The following is a 16,952-nucleotide window of genomic DNA, read 5'->3' on the forward strand; positions in this document are numbered from 1 at the left end:
CCCGTTGCAAGCGCTGTCAGGCGCCGGCGCGCCACATCACGCGGTTGCGGCCGGCCTGCTTGGCGCGGTACAGGTGCGCGTCGGCCGCGGCGAACAATTCGGCCGGGTCCTCGCCGGGGCACAGCGTGGCGCCGCCGACGCTGACGGTGAGCACCGGCGCGACCGGCGAGGCCACGTGCTCGATCGCCATCCGATCCAGTCCCGCGCGCATGTCGGCCATCAGTGCCTGCGCCTGCCCGGCATCCGTGTCCGGCAGCACCAGCACCAGTTCCTCGCCGCCGTAGCGGGCGGCCAGGTCGGACGGCCCGCGCATGCCGGCCGCCGTCAGCCGCGCGACGGCACGCAGCGCGCGGTCGCCGGCCGGGTGACCGTAGTGGTCGTTGTATTGCTTGAAGCTGTCGATGTCGAGCAGCGCCAGCGACAGCGGCGTGCCCTGGCGGCGCGCGCGCTGGTATTCCTGTTCGAACACCTCGTCGAAGCGGCGCCGGTTGGCCAGTTCCGTCAGGCCGTCCACGTGGGCCAGCCGTTCCAGCATGCGGCGCTGGCGCACCATCTGCAGGTGCAGCGCCACGCGCGCCATCACGACGGTGGCGTTGAACGGTTTCGCGATGTAGTCGGAGGCGCCTGCCTTCAGGCCGTTCGCCTCGTCCTCGGGCCGGCCCATGCCGGAGACGAAGATCACGGCGACGTCGGCCGTGCGGGGATCGTCGCGCAGGCGGCGCAGCACTTCGAAGCCGTCCATGTCCGGCATCATCACGTCGAGCAGGATCAGGTCCGGCACGTGGCGCGCCGCCCGTTCCAGCGCTTGCGCGCCGTCCTTGGCCAGCAGCACCGTGTATTCCGGCTTGAGCAATTCCGCCAGCACTTCGCGGTTGATCGCATCGTCGTCCGCGACCAGGACTTTTTGCAGGGAATTCATGCGGCTTCTTCGAGGGTGGTGTTCAGCTCGCGCGCCAGCTGCGCCAGCGGGGCCAGGGCAGCATCATACTCGATATCGGCGACGGCGCGGGCGATCTCGGCGACGATGGCTTCATGCGGCGCCACCGCCGGCTGCGCCTGCAGTTCGCGCAGCAGGTCCTCGGCGCGGGCGTCGTCGTCGCGCAGCGCACCGGCCAGCGCGCGCAGCAGCGGCTGCACGTCCGCGTCGGCCGCGGCGCGCACGGGTGCCGTCACCAGCGGCACCAGCCCGGCCAGCAGCGCCGCCAGCAGGGCCGTCAGTTCCGGCACCAGCACGGCGAGCTGCGCGGCGCGGCCGTCGCGCAGTTCCTCCTCGACGGCGCCGGCCAGTTGCGCCACCCGCGTCGCGCCGATGTAGGCGGCGCTGGACTTCAGGTTGTGCGCCAGCGTCTGCATCGCGCCGTGGTTGCCGGCCGCCAGCGCGTCGCGCAGCACGTCCGGTGCGGCCGCGTACTCGCGCTGGAAGCCGGACAGGCGCTTCTTCAGGCGCGCGTGCTGGCCGTCGACGCTGGCCAGCGCCGCATGCCAGTCGACGCCCGGCAGCACCGGCCACGCATCGCCGCCGGCCTGCTCGGCGCCGGATGCCGCCGCCGACGCGGCCGGGATGGGCCGGCCGGCCAGACGCGCCGGGTCGATCCACTTCAGCAGCGCGGCAAACAGCATGTCCGGGTCGATCGGCTTGCTGACGTGGTCGTTCATGCCGGCCGCCAGGCTTTTCTCGCGGTCGCCCGCCATCGCGTGCGCCGTCATCGCGATGACCGGCAGCCGCGCCAGCGCGGGCATCGCGCGGATGCGCCGCGTGGCCGTCAGGCCGTCCATCTCGTGCATCTGGATGTCCATCAGCACCAGGTCGTAGTCGCCCTGCTGGGCCATCCGCACGGCCTCGGCGCCGCTGACCGCCACGTCCACCTGCATCCGCGCGGCGGCCAGGAAGTCGAGCGCCACCTCGCGGTTGTTGGCATTGTCGTCCACCAGCAGGATGCGGGCGCCGTCCAGCCGCGCGAGGTCGTGGCGGCGCGTGCCGCCGGCGCTGAGCGGCGGGCTGCCCGCCAGTTCCGGCCGCAACACCTGCAGCAGGCTGTGATACAGGAGCGCCGGGCCGACCGGCTTGGTCAGGAAGCCCGACAACGGCACCTGGCCGGCCTTCTGCAGCACGGTGTCGCGCGCGCACACGGTCAGCATCAGGATCGCCGGCGGCGCGGCGAAGCGCTCCGCCGAGCGGATACGCCGGATCGTCTCGATGCCGTCCAGGCCCGGCATCAGGTAATCCATCAGCACCACCTGGTAGGGCAGGCCGTCGCGCTCGGCGGTGGCCAGCGTGGCCAGGCAGCCTTCGCCCGATTCGGCCGTGTCGGCCGCGATACCGTAGGCGGCCAGCATCTCGACGATCGCCTCGCGCGCCGTCGCGCTGTCGTCGACCACCAGCACGCGGGCTTCGCGCAGCACGCCGATCGGCACGGGTAGCGCCGCATCCGGGTCGCCGATGCCCAGTTCCACCGTGAACGTGAACGTGCTGCCGCCGCCGCGGCGGCTGCGCGCCACGATCGTGCCGCCCATCAGCTGCACCAGCTGCTGCGAGATCGTCAGGCCCAGGCCCGTGCCGCCGTAGCGGCGCGTCACCGAACCGTCGCCCTGGCTGAACGCCTGGAACAGGTTGGCCAGCTGTTCCTCGCTCATGCCGATGCCCGTGTCGCGCACGGCAAAGCGCAGCGACACCGTGTGCGCGGTGCGCGCGGCAACGTCGACGGAGACGACGATCTCGCCCCGCTCGGTGAACTTGACGGCATTGCCCGTCAGGTTCAGCAGCACCTGGCCGAGCCGCAGCGGATCGCCCGTCAGCACCGTCGGCACCGAGCGGCCGACGCGGAACACCAGCTCGACCTGGCGCGCATCGGACTTCAGCGCCGTCAGGCTGGACAGGTGGTCCAGCAGCGCGTTCAGGTTGAACGGCACCTTCTCGATCGTCAGCTTGCCCGCCTCGATCTTCGAGAAGTCGAGGATGTCGTTGATGATGCCCAGCAGGTGCTCGCCGGCGCCGAGGATCTTCGTCAGGTAGTTGCGCAGCCGCGCGTCCGGGCCGGACATCAGCGCCAGCCGACTCATGCCGAGGATCGCGTTCATCGGCGTGCGGATTTCGTGGCTCATGTTGGCGAGGAACTCCGACTTCAGCCGCGTCGCCGCCTCGGCGCGCAGCATCGCCGCCTGCAGGCCCTTGGTGCGCAGGCCGAGGATGCGCATGAACAGCAGCGTGTCCACCGCGCCGGACAGCTGCAGCACGTGCAGCGACCAGAAGTTCGCCTCGGCCTGACCGAGGAACACCATGCCGAGCCACTTCGCGGCGACGAACGACCCGGCCCAGCCGATCAGGAAGTACCAGCCGACGGGATCGCCGCGGCGCGCCAGGCGGAACGCGCCGGGCAGGCCGAACAGCTTGGCCAGCGTGGCGATCGTCGACAGCACGATCAGCAGCACGTTCATCGGCATGATGTCGGTGGCGTAGGCAAGCGCGCACAGCGCCATCGTTGCTGCGCCACCCTTCATCAGCAGCGAGAAGCGGCGGTCCATGCCGGGCCGCGCCAGCACCTGCTCGACGAACAGGTAGGAGCCGCAGCAAGCGAGCAACGCCGTGATGCCGCCCGCGTGTTCGATCATCCAGGGATTGCCCGGCCACAGGTATTGCTGGCCGATGCCGAAGAAATCGAGGTTGTACAGCGCCAGCGCGGAGGTGCACAGCGCGAACTTGGCGAACGTGGCGTCGCGCAGCGACACGCCCTGCGCCAAGCCGTACGCGGTCAGGCAGAACGCCAGGCCCGCCAGCAGGCCCTGCACCATCTGCTCGGTCAGCTCGGAGCGGTGGAAGCGCGCTGCCTTGACGAGGCGCAGCGGCAGGATGATCGGGCCGCGCGCCTCGACCCGCAGCAGCAGCGTGTGCTCGCCGGGCGGCAGGGTCAGCACGAAGGCCGGCACGCGCGCGCCCAGGTGCGGCTCGGGCGGCGGCAGCCGGTTGCCGGCCACGTAGTGCTTGCCGATGCGCCCGTCCGTGACGATCCACGTGTCCACCCGGCCCAGCAGCGCGTAGTTCAGCCCCAGCGCCCATTGGCCGGCGGCGCCCTGCGGCACGCTGACGGGCAGGCGCACCCACAGCACGCGGTGGCGCATGCCGGTGGTGCCGCGCGCCGTGTCGGGGGGCGTGAAGCGGCCGGCCGCGGCCAGCGCGGCGGGCGCGTCAAGCCGGCTGTCCGGATCGGGCAGCATCGACAACGCCGACCACGCATCCACTTCGCCCAGCCGGTCGTCCAGCACGACGGGGCCCGCGGCGTGCACCGTGCCACTCACCAGCAGCGTCAGCACCAGCGCCAGCAGCGCCGCCAGCATCGCCCGCCAGCGCATCATTGTTTGCCCCGGCCCGGTTTGTCGCTGCCTGGCTTGCTCCGGCCTGCCAGCTTCGCTTCCACCTTGTTGACCCAGCCGGGCTGGCGCGGGTCCGTCTGCCAGCGGTGCAGCGCCGCGTTCACGTCGTTCAGCAGCACGTCGGGCAGTTTCAGCGGGCGGGTCTGGTCCATCAGGATGCGCGCCATGAAGCGGTAGCCCAGCACGCGCGTCAGCATGCGCGAGATCGAGAACTGCGGCAGGAACACGCGCACGGCGGCGTCGAAGCCCAGCACGATGCCCAGGCAGGCGATGAACAGCGCACGCGCCGGCAGGTTCACGCGCCGCGCGAGGCCGAGCGCCTGCGCCGTCTTCTTGCCGCACAGGTAGCGCGTCAGCTGCACGGGGAAAGTGCGCACCAGCGGCAGCGGGATCTCGTTTTCCATCGCCGCCATCAACGATGCGGCCAATTCCGGGCGGCGGTCCGGGTCGAACGACTGGCGCGCGCCGGCCGTCTGCAGTTCGGCGAACAGGATCCCGGCCTGCTCGTAGGTGTGCGCCATCTGCGCGCTTTCGATGCCCAGCACGTGGCCGACGACGTTCCAGGCATGCAGGTACGCTTCCTCGTCCGCGCGCGGCAGGGCCAGACCCAAGGTGCGCAGGCCGCGCAGGAACACGTAGCTGAACGTGAGCAGCGTGTAGGCCAGCTCCTGCTGATTGCACGGCAGGCCGTGGCGCGCCACGTCCCAGCCGTGCTCGTACAGCGTGTGGTGCAGGCCGCCGCCGCTGGCGGGCAGCGGCGGCACCGGGCCGCTTTCCAATGCGTGTTCCGGGCTGCCGCGCAGGATCAGGTGGCGGATCGTCGCGTGGATCAGGCGCACCTTCAGCACCTGGGCCACGCCGCCGCCTTCCGCGTCGGTCAGGCCGCCGTGCAGCATCACGGGAAAGATCATCGCGGCCGTCGAGCGCACGCGGTAGTCCGTGTGGGCTTCCAGCTGGCCGGCCACGTGCAGCACGCCGGCCAGGTCAGGCATCAGGTAGCACTCGGGCAGGCTGGCGCAGAACAGCAGCGTGCAGGAGAGCAGGCTGATGTCCATGAACTGTTCCTCGGCGCGGGCGATCCTGGCCGCGTCGGCCCAGGCGGGCAGGCCGTGCGCCTGCCGCACGAAGTCCTCGAGCGCGGCGGCGATCGGCGCCGGCACGTCCGGCGCGGCGCGCCAGCCGGCCAGCATGCCGTTGGTTTGCCAAGTGCGGATCTCGCGGTTGACGATGCCGATCGCGGCGGCCGGGAAGCCATGGCCGTCGTCGCCGGTTTCGGCGCTGGCGAAGATGCGCTCGATGGTGGCGTCGGCCAGCGGGTCCGCGCGCAGCGCGGGGGAGGGGGACAGGCGGGAACCGTCGGGCATGGCTTACTCGCTCGTGGAAGTGATGGGGGTGGTGGCGCGCCAGCGCGCCAGGCCGCAGGCGGCAGCCAGCAGCGGCACGCCGAGGGCGAAGAACGCCACGGTGCGCAGTTCGACCGGCTCGACCAGCGCCACCTGGAACACCAGCGAGCCGCCGTAGATCGCCAGCGGTACCAGCACGTGGCGGCGCGCGGCCGGCAGGGCCGGCGCGATCGGCGCGCGGCGCAGCGTCAGCCGGAACGCCAGGATGATCGCGAACGACACGCCGGCCCAGCCGACGAAGCCCTGCAGCGTTTCGCCGAACCACCAGCCATCCTGCTTTTCCATGATCCAGGCCTTCAACGTACGGACGAAGTACGGGTCGGCGGCCAGGTCCCACGACGTGACGATCAGCGCGGCCAGCAGCGCCAGGACCAGCATCCAGCCGGTGCCCTCCGAACGGTCGACCGGCGCCTGCCAGACGATCAGGTTGGCGATCACATAGGCGCCATAGGTCAGCCCGAACCACATCAGCGGAATCACGATCGGCACGTCGCCCACGCGCGGGCCCAGCACCTCGGTGTACGTGTAGTCGCCGAAGAACCAGCCGTACGAGGACCCCAGCTGCTCGGCCAGCCAGCCGGTGACGACGGCGATCAGCACGAAGCGCAGCGTGGCGCGCCCGCCCAGCAGGTGCACGGCGCTCGCCGCGCTGGCGGCAAACATGAACAGCGAACTCAGAATCAGCAGCAGCGTCGTCTCGGCAAAGCCGCGCAGCACCAGCACGGCGAGGAAGGCGGCCAGCAGGGCGGCGCTGATCAGCGGCAGATGGCGTTTCATGGTTCTCCCGGTTTTATTGAATTTATTATGTTCAGTAGCGGTAATCGACCCGCACGCCGTACGTGCGCGGCGCGCCCGGCACGGCCATGCCGAAGCTGTCGATCGTGACAGGGGCGATCTTGTTGCCCAGGTTGCGGCCATACGCGGCCACGCTCCATGCCGCGTCCAGCGGCCGGTACGACAGCGTCGCATCGACGTTGCTCATCGCCGGCACCTGGTACTGCGTCAACGTCGACGGCACCGAGATGAAGTAGGCCGCGCTGCGCCGCGCCGTGACGCCGGCACGCACCTCGCCGCCGGCCAGGCGCACGCGCCGTTCGTAGCCGGCCGACAGCACGTGGGCCGGCGCCCGATCGAGCTTGCGGTCCGCCCACGAGCGGCCGGGAACCGGGGTGTACGACACGTAGTGGGCATCGAGCAAGGTCAGGCCGTACGTGAAGCGGTCGTCCGCGGTGGCTTGCACGGCGCCGTCCAGTTCCAGCCCGCGCACGCTGGCCACGCCGGCGTTCGACGTGATGAAGCGTGGCGCGCCGCCGATGATGGCGCTGCCGGAGAGTTGCAGGTTCGTGTAGTCGTACTTGAATGCGGCCGCGTTCAGGCTGGCGCGGTTGCGCCAGAAGCGCGTCTTCGCGCCCACCTCGTACGACTTCAGCGTTTCCGGCTGGTAGAACAGGTTCGCGGCCGGCACCGCGGCGGCGGCGGGGCAATGCACACCAAAGGTCGTGACGCCAAACAGGCAGCCGTCATTGAAGCCGCCCGCCTTGTAGCCGGTGGCGATGGTGCCGTAGACGAAGGTGGCGGCGGTCAGGTCGTAGTCGAGGCCGAGGCGCCAGGTGCGCTTGTCCGTCTCGATCAGCGCGGCATTGGGCTGTTCCAGGTCCGTCGCCGGGTTGAACACGGGGCCCTGCTGGTAGCGGGTGGCGCCGACGCGGGACTTCTCGTCCGTCGTGTAGCGCAGGCCGGCCGTGGCGCGCAGGGCCGGCGTCACGCGCCACGTCAGCTGGCCGAAGGCGGCGCGGCTCTTCGCGATCGTCGGATCGGTCGGGAACGTGTAGTAGGGCGGCAGGCCGATCGGCGTTAGGTCGCGGAACGTGTAGTCCGAATGCGAGCGCTCGCGGAACCAGTACAGGCCCGCCTGCGCGGACACGGTGCGCTCGCCGTTCGTGGCGATGCGCAGCTCGTGCGAATCCTGCCGCTGGCCGCCGCTGAAGTTTTCGCGCACGCCCAGCGTGGCCACGGCCGGCACCCGGTAGATGTAATTGGTCAGGAAGTCGAGGTCGAACTCGCGGTGCGCGCCCAGGTAGTACAGCGTGGCCGGGCCCAGGTCCCACGTGAATTCGGCGCCGACGCCGGACGTGCTGTTGTGGCCCCAGCCCTGCTCGAGCGGCGCATTGGGCGGCATGAAGCGGTTGGTCAGCCGCTCGCCGGCCGGCGCGCCGTACCAGACGGGGTTGCCGCCGGGTCTGCCAGTGCCGACGTTCCGGTAGAAGTTCGTGTCGGCCACGAACGTGTCCGGGTTGTAGTCGTTGGTGCTGTGGTCGTAGCGTATCAAGAGCGTCGCGGCCGGGCCGATGGCCAGCTGCGCGGACAGCCGCGCGGCGCGGTTGTCGCGGTCCTGGCCCAGCGCGTAACCCGTGCCCTGGCCGTTGTTCAGGTAGGAGTCGTGGCGGTCGACGGCGACGGCGGCGCGCAGCGCCAGCGCGCTGGTTACGGGCACGTTCAGCATGCCGTTCGCCTTGCGCATGCCGTAGTTGCCCGCTTCCACGCCGAACTCCGCTTCGAGGCGCTGCTGCGGCGTGCGCGTGATGACGTTGATGGCGCCGGCCGTCGTGTTGCGGCCGTACAGCGTGCCTTGCGGGCCGCGCAGCACTTCGATGCGGTCCACGTCGAGCAGCAACTGGTTCTGGTTCTGCGGCCGGGCGAGATAGATCCCGTCCAGCATGAACGCGGCGGACGGGTCGCCCTTGTCGGTCGCATCGGCATTCGTCACGCCGCGGATCGTGATCTTCAGGCCATCGGCCGCGCCATCCAGGTGCACGTTCGGCAGGCGCTTGGCCAGCTCGCCCGCCGTGTCGGCACCGATCGCGCGCAGCATGTCGCCGGTCAGCACGGTCATCGCGACCGGCGTTTTCGATTCAGGCGCCGCGGTGCGCTGCGCGGTGACGAGCACCTCCTGCGGCGCTTCGGCAGTGTCGCTCCCGGCCTGGGCGTGGACGGCGTTCGAGCAAACGGCGGCCACAAGGCTCGCCAGCATGGTGGGAATACCCCGACGGTCTTGCATTACTTCTCTTTCAGTTTTGGAGGAACAGGCTGCCGCCGGCTACTGTAGAGTGGCCGATTGTTAATTTGTATTGCGGCAAGGTCAACAATCCGCAAGTCTAACAGGTCATGTAACCAAGAAATAGTGGGAGGCGGCCCCGGGCTTTGTAAAAAGTTGCCGGTGTCGTGCGGGGGCCACTTGTCATCTGCATGTCAACGGGCTGTCACGGCGCCGTCACATCGAATCTTTACCATCCGGCACTGTTTTCAGTTCGTCAACCCAGCCCGAGAAAGATCCCGATGCAGCCTACGTTCCGCCTTCGCCTGAAACCTCTCTGCCTGCTGACGCTGTCGGCCCTGCACGCGTACGCGCACGCCGCGGACCCTGCCGACCCGGCACCCGATCCGGCCGGCGCGCCGCCGATGGCGATCGTCGAGGTGACGGGCACGGGCCAGTCGCGCCAGGTGCAGAACATCACGCGCGCCGACCTGCAGCAGGCGGCGCCCGGCACCAGCCCGTTGAAGACGCTGGAGAAGCTGCCCGGCGTGAGTTTTCAGTCCTCCGACCCGTTCGGCAGCTATGAATGGTCGACGCGCTTCTCGATCCGCGGCTTCAACCAGAACCAGCTGGGCTTCACGCTGGACGACGTGCCGCTGGGCGACATGAGCTACGGGAACAACAACGGCCTGCACATCTCGCGCGCGATCTCGTCCGAGAACATCGGCCGCGTCGCCGTGTCGCAGGGCGCCGGCGCACTGGGCACCGCGTCCACCAGCAACCTCGGTGGCACCGTGCAGTTCATCACGCTGGGCCCGGCCAACGAGCAGGCGCTGTCCGCCGCGCAGACGCTGGGCAGCGACGACACGTCGCGCACCTTCATCCGTTTCGACAGCGGCCGCTTCGCCAACGGCACCAAGTTCTACGTCAGCGGCACCCGCATGCGCGCGGAGAAGTGGAAGGGCGCCGGGCCGCAGGACCAGGACCAGTTCAACAGCAAGATCGAGCAGCCGATCGGCGATCACGTGCTGTCCGCGTTCTTCAATTATTCGGATCGCCGCGAAGTGGACTACCAGGACCTGTCGCTGGAATCGGCACGCCGCCTTGGCATGGACTGGGACAACTACTACCCGGACTGGCAGCGCGCCGTCAACGCGGCCAAGGGCATTTATTCCGGCGCCGTCAACAACATGGACGACGCCTATTACCTGGGCCAGGGCCTGCGCAAGGACAAGCTGGGCGGCGCCACGCTGGACCTGAACCTGGGCACGGCGCTGACGGCCAAGCTGACCGCCTACCACCACGGCAACGAAGGCCAGGGTCACTGGTACACGCCGTACACGCCGACGTCCGCGGCCGTGCCGATCTCGATCCGCACCACCGAATACACGATCAGCCGCAACGGCGCGCTGGCCGACGTGACGTGGGACATCGGCATGCACACGTTGAACGCCGGCGTCTGGGTCGAGCGCAACAAGCATGAACTGATTCGTAACTTCTACGCGGTGACGGACGGGAGCTACCACAACGACTTCCTGCACAATCCGATGGAGACGGGCTTTCGCCAGTCGTTCGTGACCGACACCCGCCAGTTCTACGTGCAGGACACGCTGGCGCTGCTGGACGGCCGCCTGAAGGTCAATGCCGGCTTCAAGAGCCCGAAAGTGGACATCGATGCGCGCACCTGGTCGGGCGACCGCGCCGACGGCTCGATCACGGCGAAGAAGACATTCCTGCCGCAGGTGGGCGTGACGTACCAACTATCGCAGAACGACGAGCTGTTCGCCTCCGGCGCAAAGAACATGCGCTCGTACCAGCCGGGCGTGAACGGCCCGTTCTCGCAGACCCGCGCCGGCTATGCGCTGTCGATCGCCAACCTGAAGCCGGAAACGTCGAACACGTTCGACCTCGGCATGCGCTTCAAGCGTAACGCGGTACAGGGCTCGGTCGCCGTCTACTACGCGGACTTCAAGGACCGCCAGCTGGGCATCGCCACCTGCGCCGGCATCGTCGGCTGCGCCGGCACGGTCGTCAACGTGGGCAAGGTGGCGACGCGCGGCATCGAAGCGCTGGCCGTGTGGAAGATCGCCCCGAGCCTGTCGTGGTTCAACACGGCGACGTACAACGACTCCCAGTACAAGTCGAACTACACCGACAACGGCAAGCTGGTGGCGACGGACGGCAAGCAGGTCGTCGATGCGCCGAAGAAGATGTTCAACACGGAGCTGGCGTACGACGCCAACGGCTACTTCGCCCGCCTCGGCGCCAAGTACACGGACAAGCGTTACTACACCTACCTGAACGACGCGTCGGTGCCGTCGTACTGGCTGGCCAACCTGGCCGCCGGCTACAAGTTCGGTGCCGTGGCGATGCTGAAGGACGTGACATTCCAGGTCAACGTGACGAACCTGTTCGACAAGAGCTACTTCGGCTCGATCGGCACGAACGGCTTCTCGACGTCGGACCCGCAGGGCACTTCCGTGACCTTGCAGAACGGCGCACCGCGCCAGGTGTTCTTCACGGTCAGCGGCAAGCTGTAAGTGCGGCGCTTCCTTGCCGCGCTGTTGTTGATCCCCGCCTTGGCGCCCGCACTAGCCGAGGCGGCGGTACGGGTGCTGACGGGGCCGACGCCGATCGAAGGGGGCGACGCGCAAGGCGCCCGCGACATCACCGTCGTCAACGGCCGGCTGGCGTTCGCGCTGGCCGTCGACTCGCCGGTGCCGTACGGCGTGCCGCGCGGCGCACTGGTCGACGTGGCGGCCGTGCAGCAGGGCCGCATCGGCCGCGACCGCGTCGTATACGCGGACTTCATTCCCAATAACTGGTCGGCGTGGCCGAACACGTACCAGCGCGTGAGGGTGCTGGAGCGGGGTCCGCGCCGCGCCGTCGTCGAAACGGTACGCGACTGGGGCGGCGTAACGGTGCGCACACGCTACACGCTGGAGGACGGCAGCGACCGGATCGCGATCGACACGGCGATGACCAATGGCGGCGCGGCGCTGCCGGACCTGCTCTCCGGCTACACGCTGTGGCCGAAGGGCGGCTTCCTGTTCGGCGTGCCGGGCGCGCCCGAACAGGGCGCGATCCCGCCAGGTGCGCCGCGCCGCACGGTGGCGTACGACGCCGATTACGCGGTGGCGCTGCATGCGCCCTACGCGGACCACGTCGAATACGGCTCGAAGGATCTGTATGTGCGCCACACCTTGGCGGCAGGCGCGACGCGGCGCTTCCACGGCTACCTGCAGGTGGGCGCGCGGGGTGACCTCGCGCCCGTGATCACCGCTGATGTACGCCGTGCCCGCGGCAAGGTGACGGGCGCCGTGCAGGACGGCGCCGTGATCGTCGCCGAGCGCGATGGCGTGCCGTACGGCTGGACGCTGGCCGATCGCGGGCGCTACACATTGCCGCTGCCGCCCGGCGACTACACGTTGTATGCGAGCGCGCAGGGCCATGCGGACAGCGCCCGCGTGCCGGTGCGGGTGCGCGGCCGTGCCAAGCACGATTTCGCTCCGCTGGCCGGGCCGGGCAGCGTGCAGCTGGACATAGCCGACGAGCGTGGTCCGCTCGCTGCGCGCATCGCCGTCGTGGCGGGCCAGCAGCCGCTGGTCGGCTGGCTGGGCCGCAAGACGTTCTTCACGGCGCTGGACAGCCAGGGCAGGGCGGCCTTGCAACTGGCACCCGGCCACTATGTGCTGCGCGTGTCGCACGGCTTCACGCATGCGCCGCAGGACGTCGAACTGGACGTCGCCACCGGCACGCAGCGCACGGCCAGCGTGCGGCTGGCACGCTTTGCCGATCCGGCCGCGCAAGGCTGGCATGCGGCGGACCTGCACCACCATGCGGACCAGGCCGAGGCATCGACACCGCCCGCCGCTCTCGCCGCCGCGCAGCTGGCGGCGGGACTGGACGTGCTGTTCGTCAGCGACCACGACACGATGGTGAACCTGCCCGTGCTGGCCGACATCGGCCGCCGCCGCGGCGTGCCGGTGCTGGGCTCGATGGAGTTTTCAGCGTCGTGGGGCCACTTCAACGCGTACCCGCTGGGCCCCGGCGGCCGGCTGCAAATCGACCTGGGCACGGCCAGCGTGCAGCAGATCTTCGCGGAAGCGCGCCGGCTCGGTGCCACCGTCGTGCAGGTCAACCACCCGTACATCCCGTACGGCTTCTTCGCCAGCGCACAAGCCGGCACGGCGCCGGGCGGCTACGATGCCGGCTTCGACGTGGCCGAGATCAACGCCGGCGTGCCGGACGACGACGCGAAGGTGCTGGCCAAGCTGTGGCAGGACTGGAACGCAGGCGTGCCGCACTACCTGGCCGGCGGCACCGATACGCACGACGTGTGGAACGGCGAACCGGGCGGGGTGCGCACCTACGCGCACTTCGACGGCCCCGTCACCGCGGCGGCATATGCGGCCGCGCTGAAGGCGGGGCATGCCTACGTCAGCGCCGGCCCGCTGATCGCGCCGGACGTGATGTTCGGCACACGGCTGCCGCCCGGCCCCGCACGGCTGGGGTTCGCGCTGCGCGCGCTGGCCGGCATCCGCAAGGTGGAGCTGGTGGCCGATGGCGTGGTAGTCGAGACGCGCCAGCCGGCCGGCAGCCCGCGCGAGGTGGGTGTCGTGTTCGAGCCGGAGCCGGCGAAGTGGTATGCGCTGGTGGTGGAGGACGGGGCGGGGAAGCGGGCTTGTACGAATCCGGTATGGGCAGGCGTGCCGTAAGCACACCTCAGTGAGCGATCCCGTATCCCCGCAACGCCGGCAGCCACGCCGCCTCGAAAATCCGCGCAAAGCCCCGATTGGTCGGATGCATCTCGTTGGCCCAGTCGTCCGTGTAACCGCCGGTGCGCGTCAGGATGCCGCGGCTGTCGATGTGGATCACGTGCGCATGCGGGTCGTGCAGCGGCGCGAACACGTCTTCGTTCAGGCGGTCGATCAGCAATTGCGCGATCGCCGCGCGCAGCGCCATGTCGGGCGGCACGCGGTGCGCGTCCAGCGCCGGCGCCAGCCACGGGCCCGAGTGGATCAGGCCGAATCCGAAGCCGCGGCCGTCCGGCACCGGATAGTCGTAGCCATGGATGAAGATGGGGCGGGGCAGCACGCCGTTCGGCGTACCGGCACGGATCGCGGCGATCAGCTCGCGCAACGTGGCGGACAGCCGGCCCAGCAGCTCATCCATGCTGGCGTCGTCGACGCAGTCGGCGGCCGTGCCGGCGGCCGAACAGTCGGGCCGCAGTGCCAGGCCGACGTCGACGGCGTCGTTGCCGGCGCCGCTGATGTAGAACTCGGAAAACGACTCGGCGTAGGCCGGTTGCAGGAAGTGCGCGACGATGTCGGCAAACCTGCCGCCGCCGACGTAGTCAGCCAACCGTGCACCGTTGTAGCCTACCAACTGGACGTTACGGTGATCGTCCGACAGGTGGGGGTGATTGACCAGCGTGCCCAGCATGCTGTTGTTGATGTACCAGAACCACGAATCGCCAATGGCCAGCGCCGAAGGATAGCCGCCGTCCGTGTTCCAGTGCTCTTCCGGTTTGTAAATGTGCGGCATCGTCCACCTCGTACCAGCTGATGGAAAGATGGTACTCCGTTTAACCGGAAAGCAGCGGACTGATCCTGTTACGTGCCCGACGGACCGGCCACCTCGACCTTGCCGAAGAAGCCATATTGCAGGCTGGCGGCGATGCGCTTCGCGACCAGCAGCAGCTCATCGGCCACGGGCGGCTCGAACAGCCGGCGCGCCGTCGCGTCGAACAGGTCGAGCCAGCGGCGGAAGTGCTCGGGCGTGACGCCGTCCAGCGTCATGTGCTTGCCGTAGACATTACCCTGGAAGCCTTTCACGCCCAGCATGACGTCGCTCCAGAACGCGACCATGCGGTCCAGGTGTGGCTCCCAATCCTCGCCCAGGCGGGGGCCGAACACGGCGGCCAGCAGCGGGTCGCGGCGTACGTCGGCATAGAACTCGTGGACGAGGCGGGTGAGGGAAGCGGGATCGGCGGCGGCGTACATGGTCGGGGCAAGTGAGGCGGGAGAGTGCGTCATTCTAGCGCGGACGCGGGCCGTTGCGGCGGATGCCGCGGTCCGTGCCTTCGCTATCGGCCGATCACGGCGTGGCAGAACCATTTCAGTGGCCCGGCCCGGCCAGCTGGAGGCACAGCGCAGCTATCGCTACGCGGCTGGCACGAACCGCCTGCTGACCGCGTCCGCGCAAGGCGACGCGGTGCCGGCGCTGGCATGGCTGCACCATCCGGCGGGCTTGCCGCTGACCCAGCTGGTGCTCGGCGACGGGGCCGCGAGCCGGCGCATCGCCTAAAACAGCGCAGGGCGCCAGGTGGCGATCGACGGCGCCGACGGCAAGCCCGTGGCGCGTTACACCTACAACGCGCGGGGCGAGCGCATCGCGAAGACCGTGTACGGCGCCGAACGGCGCGCCACGACGACGTACAGCATCTACCGCGACCAGCGCCTGGTTGCCGGAGCGAATGCGAACGGCGTCGTGACGGCGCACTACCTCTACCTGCAGGGCAAGCCGGTGGCGATGGTGAAGACGGCGCCGCAAACATCGCTCACGGCGCGCTTGCTGACCTTCGTGACGACGCTGGGCGGCCTGCGCGGGCACGGCGGCGAGCGCTCCGCACTGGTCGCGACGTACGCTGGATGAGAAAAATGTACTGACGAAGATGGGCAGCGTGTTGCGGAATCACCATCAACTGGCGACCTACCATTTCGTGCTGTGGGAAACGGGCAAGGATGGGAAGCCCGTATTCTCCAAGGAGACTGACCTGAACAAAAATAACAGCACCCAGCTGTCCAATTTGTTCAACGCGCACAAGGTGGCGGAAAACGACTGCGCCAAGCTGCAGTTTTTCGGTGAGTTCCTGCACGCTTTCATGGACACCTTTGCGCATCGAAACCGGGAAAATGCCCCTTATGGTATCAATAACGGTTTTGGTCATGGCTACGACCTTTCCTGGCCGGATTACACGTACAATAATGGCACTCTCGTGGGAATCGAATTGCCGTGGCTCTGGTATGGCCGGGAAGCGAGAACATTGGCAATGGAAGAAGCCGTTTTTGCCAAGCTGATGGAGCGTTCAGGCACCAGCAAAGTCAAGTTCTCGGATATAGAAGGGATCCTGGTAAGCAGCTTGATCAGGAAGTGTATAAGGGCGTCATCCTGCCGAAATGCGGAAATGGAAAGGTTTAATGAGGCTGCTATTTTTTAAATTGATGATGCTGTGCTGCTCGACCGCCGTCGCCTGCGATAGTGTACGGCTGGTCTCCATAGGGCGAAATCAATCTGGATATGTGGACAGGCCTGGCACTTACTGCCTGGGAAAGGACCTTCATCATACCGACGTCTTCGATCTCGAGACGTTTTCGACCAAGCGCTATACGGGCAGTTACATACTGAAAATCAAAGAGGCAAGGGACTCGGGCAGCCCGGCCGGAGATTACTATCGGATCGATTTGTCGGGGCACTCGGTTTCTGCCGCCACTGTAGATATGGTCGGCATCAGGTCCTCCGGCCGGCTACGAAGAGCGTATGTCCTGAATGGGAGAATTATCGTTCCGGGTAGGGACGTGAATAATATCGGCGTGTTTATTCCGCTCAGCAATAAAGACGTCGAGGGTTTCCACATCGGAGGCACTGTGCTGAATTACGGTCCAGGCCTGCCGGAATACGAGGATACCCCGTTCACCGGGCTGCAAGGCCAAGGGAAACCGCGCTATACGACCACCAACCACGTCATCGAAAACATGGACATCCGCGCCGGCTACCGCGGCATCGTCATCGGCGGCGGCAACAACGTCATCCGCGACAGCCGCATCGAAGTGGATGGCTATACGGCCCTCTACGCCTACGGCCCGGGCACGATCATCGAGAACAACACCATCATCGTGCACGGCAAGGGCGACAAGAAGCAATGGGATGCCGCGATCAAGCTGCGCGACGCGGACAACGCTATTGTGCGCAACAACCGGATCCAGTTCGACGGCTCCCTGTTCGAAAAAGGTGACGCCGCCATCAACCTGCTTGACAGCGACAACGTGAAAGTCGAGGGCAACATGATCACCGGTCACCGCCGCGCGGTGCGCGTGAACGGGGTCAGCACTTTTGTCGAAAGCGATACCAAGCCGTCCCTATAA

At 68.3% G+C, this 16,952-nt stretch carries 13 protein-coding genes; 6 read left to right on the top strand and 7 right to left on the bottom strand.

Going from position 1 to position 16,952, the window contains the following annotated elements:
* Positions 1-16 precede the first annotated feature (16 nt).
* Genes IP92_RS05375 through IP92_RS05395 form a run of 5 tightly spaced genes read right to left on the bottom strand, consistent with a single transcriptional unit; the run spans position 17 to position 8,829 of the window.
* The gene (locus IP92_RS05375) at positions 17-919 is read right to left on the bottom strand and encodes a diguanylate cyclase (protein ID WP_145873512.1); all 903 of its coding nucleotides are present in this window, start codon (positions 917-919) and stop codon (positions 17-19) included.
* Positions 916-4,350 (bottom strand): hybrid sensor histidine kinase/response regulator, encoded by a 3,435-nt coding sequence (locus IP92_RS05380; protein ID WP_229418642.1) that lies wholly within the window; start codon positions 4,348-4,350, stop codon positions 916-918. Before IP92_RS05380 ends, IP92_RS05375 begins: the two co-directional genes overlap by 4 nt.
* Positions 4,347-5,732 carry an oxygenase MpaB family protein gene (locus tag IP92_RS05385; RefSeq protein ID WP_145873513.1) on the bottom strand — a complete coding sequence of 462 codons (1,386 nt, stop codon included), beginning with the start codon at positions 5,730-5,732 and terminating at the stop codon, positions 4,347-4,349. The genes IP92_RS05380 and IP92_RS05385 overlap by 4 nt, the downstream gene beginning before the upstream one ends.
* 3 nt (positions 5,733-5,735) lie before the next feature.
* Positions 5,736-6,548, bottom strand: a complete 813-nt coding sequence (locus tag IP92_RS05390; RefSeq protein WP_145873514.1) for a carotenoid biosynthesis protein — start codon at positions 6,546-6,548, stop codon at positions 5,736-5,738.
* A 31-nt stretch (positions 6,549-6,579) separates the two neighbouring features.
* On the bottom strand, positions 6,580-8,829 hold the full coding sequence (locus IP92_RS05395; protein WP_145873515.1) for a TonB-dependent receptor: 2,250 nt from the start codon (positions 8,827-8,829) through the stop codon (positions 6,580-6,582).
* A 278-nt stretch (positions 8,830-9,107) separates the two neighbouring features.
* Here IP92_RS05395 and IP92_RS05400 point away from each other — a divergent pair, with 278 nt between their 5' ends.
* On the top strand, positions 9,108-11,345 hold the full coding sequence (locus IP92_RS05400; protein WP_145873516.1) for a TonB-dependent receptor: 2,238 nt from the start codon (positions 9,108-9,110) through the stop codon (positions 11,343-11,345).
* Positions 11,346-13,523, top strand: coding sequence for a CehA/McbA family metallohydrolase (locus IP92_RS05405; protein ID WP_145873517.1), 2,178 nt, complete (start codon positions 11,346-11,348; stop codon positions 13,521-13,523).
* 7 nt (positions 13,524-13,530) lie between these two features.
* Here IP92_RS05405 and IP92_RS05410 read toward each other — a convergent pair whose 3' ends face one another.
* Positions 13,531-14,352: a hypothetical protein gene (locus IP92_RS05410; RefSeq protein ID WP_145873518.1), complete on the bottom strand. Its 822-nt coding sequence runs from the start codon at positions 14,350-14,352 to the stop codon at positions 13,531-13,533.
* A gap of 68 nt (positions 14,353-14,420) precedes the next feature.
* Positions 14,421-14,843, bottom strand: coding sequence for a group III truncated hemoglobin (locus IP92_RS05415; RefSeq protein ID WP_229418643.1), 423 nt, complete (start codon positions 14,841-14,843; stop codon positions 14,421-14,423).
* 85 nt (positions 14,844-14,928) lie between these two features.
* Between IP92_RS05415 and IP92_RS05420 the strand changes: the two genes are divergently transcribed.
* Genes IP92_RS05420 through IP92_RS05435 form a run of 4 tightly spaced genes read left to right on the top strand, consistent with a single transcriptional unit; the run spans position 14,929 to position 16,952 of the window.
* Positions 14,929-15,114 (top strand): hypothetical protein, encoded by a 186-nt coding sequence (locus IP92_RS05420; protein ID WP_145873519.1) that lies wholly within the window; start codon positions 14,929-14,931, stop codon positions 15,112-15,114.
* A gap of 18 nt (positions 15,115-15,132) precedes the next feature.
* On the top strand, positions 15,133-15,462 hold the full coding sequence (locus IP92_RS05425; protein ID WP_145873520.1) for a hypothetical protein: 330 nt from the start codon (positions 15,133-15,135) through the stop codon (positions 15,460-15,462).
* Between the two features lie 19 nt (positions 15,463-15,481).
* The gene (locus IP92_RS05430) at positions 15,482-16,027 is read left to right on the top strand and encodes a hypothetical protein (protein WP_145873521.1); all 546 of its coding nucleotides are present in this window, start codon (positions 15,482-15,484) and stop codon (positions 16,025-16,027) included.
* The gene (locus IP92_RS05435; RefSeq protein WP_158206689.1) at positions 16,008-16,952 is read left to right on the top strand and encodes a right-handed parallel beta-helix repeat-containing protein; all 945 of its coding nucleotides are present in this window, start codon (positions 16,008-16,010) and stop codon (positions 16,950-16,952) included. The genes IP92_RS05430 and IP92_RS05435 overlap by 20 nt, the downstream gene beginning before the upstream one ends.

The organism is Pseudoduganella flava, from assembly GCF_007830495.1.
Lineage (GTDB): Bacteria > Pseudomonadota > Gammaproteobacteria > Burkholderiales > Burkholderiaceae_D > Rugamonas > Rugamonas flava.

Coding starts and splice junctions, on each gene's coding strand:
- IP92_RS05375 (WP_145873512.1), bottom strand. CDS start 919: ATGAATTCCCTGCAAAAAGTCCTGGTCGCGGACGACGATGCGATCAAC.
- IP92_RS05380 (WP_229418642.1), bottom strand. CDS start 4,350: ATGATGCGCTGGCGGGCGATGCTGGCGGCGCTGCTGGCGCTGGTGCTG.
- IP92_RS05385 (WP_145873513.1), bottom strand. CDS start 5,732: ATGCCCGACGGTTCCCGCCTGTCCCCCTCCCCCGCGCTGCGCGCGGAC.
- IP92_RS05390 (WP_145873514.1), bottom strand. CDS start 6,548: ATGAAACGCCATCTGCCGCTGATCAGCGCCGCCCTGCTGGCCGCCTTC.
- IP92_RS05395 (WP_145873515.1), bottom strand. CDS start 8,829: ATGCAAGACCGTCGGGGTATTCCCACCATGCTGGCGAGCCTTGTGGCC.
- IP92_RS05400 (WP_145873516.1), top strand. CDS start 9,108: ATGCAGCCTACGTTCCGCCTTCGCCTGAAACCTCTCTGCCTGCTGACG.
- IP92_RS05410 (WP_145873518.1), bottom strand. CDS start 14,352: ATGCCGCACATTTACAAACCGGAAGAGCACTGGAACACGGACGGCGGC.
- IP92_RS05415 (WP_229418643.1), bottom strand. CDS start 14,843: ATGACGCACTCTCCCGCCTCACTTGCCCCGACCATGTACGCCGCCGCC.
- IP92_RS05430 (WP_145873521.1), top strand. CDS start 15,482: ATGGGCAGCGTGTTGCGGAATCACCATCAACTGGCGACCTACCATTTC.
- IP92_RS05435 (WP_158206689.1), top strand. CDS start 16,008: ATGAGGCTGCTATTTTTTAAATTGATGATGCTGTGCTGCTCGACCGCC.